Source organism: Candidatus Nitrosarchaeum limnium BG20, assembly GCF_000241145.1.
Classification (GTDB): Archaea; Thermoproteota; Nitrososphaeria; order Nitrososphaerales; family Nitrosopumilaceae; genus Nitrosarchaeum; species Nitrosarchaeum limnae.
On record NZ_AHJG01000049.1, the window covers coordinates 1 to 5,183 of the forward strand.

The following is a 5,183-nucleotide window of genomic DNA, read 5'->3' on the forward strand; positions in this document are numbered from 1 at the left end:
ATAAGATTCCTAGAGTCAAAATTATCACAGTTTATTTTGAAAAGTTTTGGGGATGAAGACAAGAAAAATATTTTGATGACGACAATAGATGCGGCAAAAAATGTTGCAATCATAATGGAAAAAAATGATTTACCACAGACTACATGTTATAGGAAGATAAACGAGTTAATAAAAGAAGGTTTCTTTATAATTACAAAATATACAACAGATAACCGCCAAACACGAAAATATCAATCCTTATTTTTGAATTTGCAAATTAGCATAAAGAAAAACGAGATAATATTAGTTGGTACAATACCAAAACAAATTTATGAAAAATCATCTTTTGTTAAAAACTGAAATTCAGACTTATCTCAAGTTTTAATTTCGTTCTAACCAATCAGATAAATGCTTTAAGAAATCATTTCGTGATTCTTGGGAATTGTTTTGTGTTTGCTCATAAAAAATGACATCAAAAAACCAATGATCACAATCAAATAACTGAATTGATTTTTTTTCCGATTTTATCATCTTGAAAAATGCTTCACTCACTTGAGGGTAGACTTGACGATCTTTTTTTCCATGTAAGATAAGTACAGGAATGTCAATTTTTGAGAGATTTGTTGCATTTTGGTTTTTTAATGCTACAACATCAACAAGATATCTCAAAGAATATTTGAAGTTTAAGAGTTTGTCTTTTATCATTGATTCAATTTGGTAGCCTCCAACTTTTGTATAGTTTGGAAGAGTATTCCTGACGTCAACTAACAATCCAGGAGAGATTATCCTTCGCAGAAGCAGGTACAAAAATTGTGCAATATTTGGCTCTACATCACTCCTTTTTTTGATGTTTACCCTCACATATGGGGCAAGTAGGATTAGGCCATCAAGTGTATTTTCGTATCTTTGAAGGTACCACAAAGAGTAGGTGCATCCTATGCTATGACTAAGAAGATAAACTTTAGAGTACTGCTTTATTTTGAATATAATTTCATAAAGTGAGTCAAGACAATCATCAAAATTTGGGTCACCTTTTTTACCATCAGATGTACCGTGCCCAAATAAATCAATACTGATAACACTAAAACCGCGACTCGTCAAATCCTGCGCCAAATATTGAAAGATTCTTGCATCACAACAAAGACCATGAATACACACTATGGTTTTACCAGAGGGTTTTTGAGGAGTAAAATTAATTGTGTTAATGTTGCCATGTTTTGTTAATATTATGGGCATTTCCATGTATTGTATATACTAGTATTAAAATTATGAATTTGAGTAATTTGGGAGTTATTCCTTAAATTGGAGATTACATTTGATTTTCAAATGTTTGTGATTAGAAACCCAAAACATAGTGAGATCTGGACTGCAAACATGCTATTTCTCACTAGTGTTCTTGTTTTATTCATCAGTAACTTGTCCATATGATTTCTAGATAGTTTTTTTATTTTCACTAACAGATATCCAGTTATTAGTAAACCAGCTGTCAAACCAAGTGCATGTACATTAAACAAAAGAAAAGATATAACAAGAATTGACATTACAGAAAAAATAATGGCATTAACCAAGTAAAAGCTATTTTGGACACCAATCACTATAGGTATGGTTCTCCTGCCACCACTCTTATCACCTTTTACATCACGTATGTCATTTAATGGACCATTTACAAAATAAAACAAAAATACGATAACAGATGATGCTAAAACTAAACTAGAAATATTTTCTGCAGCAAACGCACCCATCATAGATGCGATAAATCCACCTAATGCCGTCACGACAGTTTTGATTACAAATATGTTTTTTAGATGAGTGAATGGATGAGAGTAGGCAATTGCCAAACCACAAAAAGCCAGAGACGCAAGTCCCACCATTGGATTTATAGAAAATGCTAGTATCACACCAATTACAAAAAACATTGTTGTTGCATAAAGTATTCTTTTGTATTCTGCCTTTTTTGAAGAGTATGAAGTGTCTGTATTATTTACACTGTCCACCTTCAGGTCGGTCAAGTCATTATACAAATAGGTTGCAAGGGCAAGAAGATATGTTGAAGCTGTGATTTTCAAAATGATAAAAACATCTGGAACTTGAAATCCGTTTGCGATAAAATATGTTCCAAGTGATGCAATTGCAAAACCATACACTATGATTCTTGATTTTACCAAAAGCAGGATAAATCCAAATATATTTTTTGGATTTTTGTTTTGGAGTTTCGCTACAGATAGCATATTTGTGTTCTCCATTTTAGGTAAACAACATCTTTTATTTTCATTATTATGGTAATTATATGATGAATTATAAATATTTGGATAATTGTGGTTATTTTATGAAATAATTATCATAAAATCAATAAATTATGTAAATTTCATAATTTTTAGAAATTAGGTTTAAATGAGAAAAAATAGGGCAATTATAAAAAATAAATGAGAAAAAAAGAAATCTAAGATTTTGTGTTTTTTCCAAAAATTGTAAAGAACCTTGCATAGGTTACAAAACATCTTTTGTCTTTTGAGATTTCTTTTAGGTCATCAAAGAGTTGCTCAAATTGTGATTCGGTCATAAAATTATTTGATAAAATAGATGATTTTAGACTGTCAGCAAACATCCATCCCAATTCACTGAATGGTTTTTGAGTCATTTGTAGAATTGGGACTTGACAATACAATGTTGTTTGCAAACCTTCGTCTAAAAATAGATCATATATTTTTCGTCCAGAAAATGGATCACCTCCTGTCTTTTTTATCAATTTTACATAGATTTTTCGTAATACCTCAACACTAGGCTTGTCTGGATGAGACAACCATGAACCAGGTGCGTGATCTAACTCTTGAATTATTATCATACCATTCTTTTTTACAATTTCCTTCATCAATTTTATTGCTTTTAGTTTATTTTTTAGATGGACAAACATCAATCTTGAATAAACAATGTCAAATTTTCCTGAAATATTTGAATTTAATATGTCGTCTTGAGAAAATGAAATATTTAGAGACTTCCAGTTGTTGTTACAATAATCAACATATTTTTTTTCAATGTCAGTCCCGATAACACTTCCTGATTTTCCAACCATCTCTTTCATTAATTTGGAAACATTTCCAATACCGCAGCCAATATCGATGCATCGCATTCCAGGTTTTAATCCTGCCTTGATCAACGCTTCCCTAGCAAATGATTCAAAAAGAGAGGCCTGAATCTGTAGCCTCTTCATTTCATTTGAAGTATATCCTAGAACATAGTTATTTTTCATAGGTAAATCTAGTATGATTTACCTTTATTTCTTGTAATCAATTAAAATTGATTAGGAGAATGCTATTTTACGTGAGAGTTTAACAGTTATTTCGGGTAATTATTTGCGGTGGTGTTGTAGATGACTTTGCCCACATTGAGTTGAAATTTTGTTTCATTTGACTTGCTAGAGTTTCACCTGTAACAAAAACTACACCTTTGAACTTGGAACCATCATAGTTGTTTACCAATTCAATTCCAACATTTAGTGAATCCACTATCAACATTGAAAACGGCACATCGATATATCTTCGATCAATTTTTGATGGATAGTATGGATTTGAAACTACATTTTTCCTTTCATTTGAATTCTTATCTGACTTGGAAACACCTGCAGTATCATCGTTCAGATAAGACTCTGCTAATGAATTATCTGCCAAAATCTTAACAGAGATCCCCATAGTAGATTTTTTCAAAATAGAATTTATGATCAAATCATTTGCAAATCTTGTACATAGAATAATTTCGTGTTTTGCAAACTCGATCATTTCTAAAACTTTTGAAACCATGTCTTCAAAGTTACTTGTGTAAGAAGACTTTGTGTCAATATTTGGCATAGTGTCTTGTATTCCAACTGACTTGAGAAATTTCAATATCTCTTCATTATCAAACTTGTTTGATTTTTTGAGAACATCTACCATCTCGAGATTTTTTGAGTTTTTTATATGCTGTAATAAAGTCATTAAATGATTTTTGTAGAGAATCTTTCCAAGTGTTGTGTGATGATAAACCGATTCATTTTTTTCAAGAATTCCAAGATCAACTAGTTGTTTTAGTCTGGTATAGTATTGTTTTTTTGTCAAACCAATATTTTCAGGAGTGTCTATAGTTGATCTAAGCCCATCCTTTGATAGTACGATAAGATTGAATGCATCCTCTTTCGAAAGAATTTCAAAAATTTCCAGCATTCTTTTTGAAGGATTTAGGGAATCTATTGGAGCCGTTACAAGTGCAGAATCCTGATTATTGTTGCCCATAGTGATCTATGAAAACACTGATTATTTATAACCATTTTCAGGGAATTTGTGTATAATTTACCATTTTTGGGCGTTTAAATGATTTTTATGTTATATATCTAAACGAGAAAAATGTGGTTGATTTTACTTGAAATATAATAATTTTAATAGAACTAATTTATTATCTATTTTAGGGAAATTTAACATAATAATATCTAGATCAGGTAAATCTTTATTTATAGTGCCTGATAAAATACCCTGTGAATCAAAATCATAATTTCCAAATCAATGTGAAAAAGTACAAGAGCATGGGGGTTGTCAATTGTTCTTATTAAAACCCAAATACGAATTTACGTTTACAGATGAGGAGATCACTAAAGCCCTAACCAGTTTAGCTATTCAAACCAGCATTTCCAGTAAGGGCAATGAAAGTCTGAAAAAATTTGAAAAAAAATTATTTGACAAATATGCATGTTATTTTTCAGATTGTCTAGAGCATCCAGAATATCTAATGTCGACAATACACGAATCTTATGCAGACAGTGACGACATACTACATTCAATAATTATGAAACTTGACAGCTCCAGTAATCATAAGACAATTGCAAAATTCCTAATACAAATAAAACAACATGTTAAGAGTGTAAAAGATTAGTTTTTCACCATTGTTATGTTTTGATTATCATTGATGGAGAAACAATGAGTAATCCTGAAGAGCAAGACGAGCCGGATAACTCAAAGGAATCTTCAGTTGACTTTGCCATACTATTCTTTACACTTCTTTGCGTATTTATGGGTCTGCTTGCCGGATATGGTGCCTTTACAATTCACAGTAGTTTGCTTGGTGTGATGGTTTTGTGTTTTTTAGCGGCAACTGTCTTGTGTGGTTTTATATTTACTGCCATAAACAAAAATGTCTCTGATGAGAAATTAGATCATAAAAAATCTAGAATAATTTATACT

At 31.0% G+C, this 5,183-nt stretch carries 6 protein-coding genes and 1 pseudogene; 3 read left to right on the top strand and 4 right to left on the bottom strand.

The features are described 5' to 3' along the window. Window positions 1-339: pseudogene (locus tag BG20_RS01735) on the top strand (hypothetical protein); the annotation flags it as partial. A 21-nt stretch (window positions 340-360) separates the two neighbouring features. On the opposite strand, the gene BG20_RS01740 reads toward BG20_RS01735, so the two are convergent. The 4 genes from BG20_RS01740 to BG20_RS01755 all read right to left on the bottom strand — a co-directional run bounded on the left by BG20_RS01740 (window position 361) and on the right by BG20_RS01755 (window position 4,241). Further along, window positions 361-1,221, bottom strand: a complete 861-nt coding sequence (locus tag BG20_RS01740; protein WP_010190064.1) for an alpha/beta fold hydrolase — start codon at window positions 1,219-1,221, stop codon at window positions 361-363. A gap of 80 nt (window positions 1,222-1,301) precedes the next feature. After that, window positions 1,302-2,207, bottom strand: coding sequence for a UbiA family prenyltransferase (locus BG20_RS01745; RefSeq protein ID WP_010190065.1), 906 nt, complete (start codon window positions 2,205-2,207; stop codon window positions 1,302-1,304). Between the two features lie 212 nt (window positions 2,208-2,419). Further along, window positions 2,420-3,226 carry a methyltransferase domain-containing protein gene (locus tag BG20_RS01750; protein WP_010190067.1) on the bottom strand — a complete coding sequence of 269 codons (807 nt, stop codon included), beginning with the start codon at window positions 3,224-3,226 and terminating at the stop codon, window positions 2,420-2,422. 79 nt (window positions 3,227-3,305) lie between these two features. Beyond that, window positions 3,306-4,241 carry a phospholipase D-like domain-containing protein gene (locus tag BG20_RS01755; protein ID WP_010190069.1) on the bottom strand — a complete coding sequence of 312 codons (936 nt, stop codon included), beginning with the start codon at window positions 4,239-4,241 and terminating at the stop codon, window positions 3,306-3,308. A 301-nt stretch (window positions 4,242-4,542) separates the two neighbouring features. On the opposite strand from BG20_RS01755, the gene BG20_RS01760 reads away from it, so the two are divergent. Continuing rightward, window positions 4,543-4,875 (top strand): hypothetical protein, encoded by a 333-nt coding sequence (locus tag BG20_RS01760; RefSeq protein ID WP_010190071.1) that lies wholly within the window; start codon window positions 4,543-4,545, stop codon window positions 4,873-4,875. A 44-nt stretch (window positions 4,876-4,919) separates the two neighbouring features. Next, on the top strand, window positions 4,920-5,183 hold a 264-nt coding region (locus BG20_RS01765; protein WP_010190072.1), incomplete at its 3' end, for a hypothetical protein.

Coding starts and splice junctions, on each gene's coding strand:
- BG20_RS01740 (WP_010190064.1), bottom strand. CDS start 1,221: ATGGAAATGCCCATAATATTAACAAAACATGGCAACATTAACACAATT.
- BG20_RS01745 (WP_010190065.1), bottom strand. CDS start 2,207: ATGCTATCTGTAGCGAAACTCCAAAACAAAAATCCAAAAAATATATTT.
- BG20_RS01750 (WP_010190067.1), bottom strand. CDS start 3,226: ATGAAAAATAACTATGTTCTAGGATATACTTCAAATGAAATGAAGAGG.
- BG20_RS01755 (WP_010190069.1), bottom strand. CDS start 4,241: ATGGGCAACAATAATCAGGATTCTGCACTTGTAACGGCTCCAATAGAT.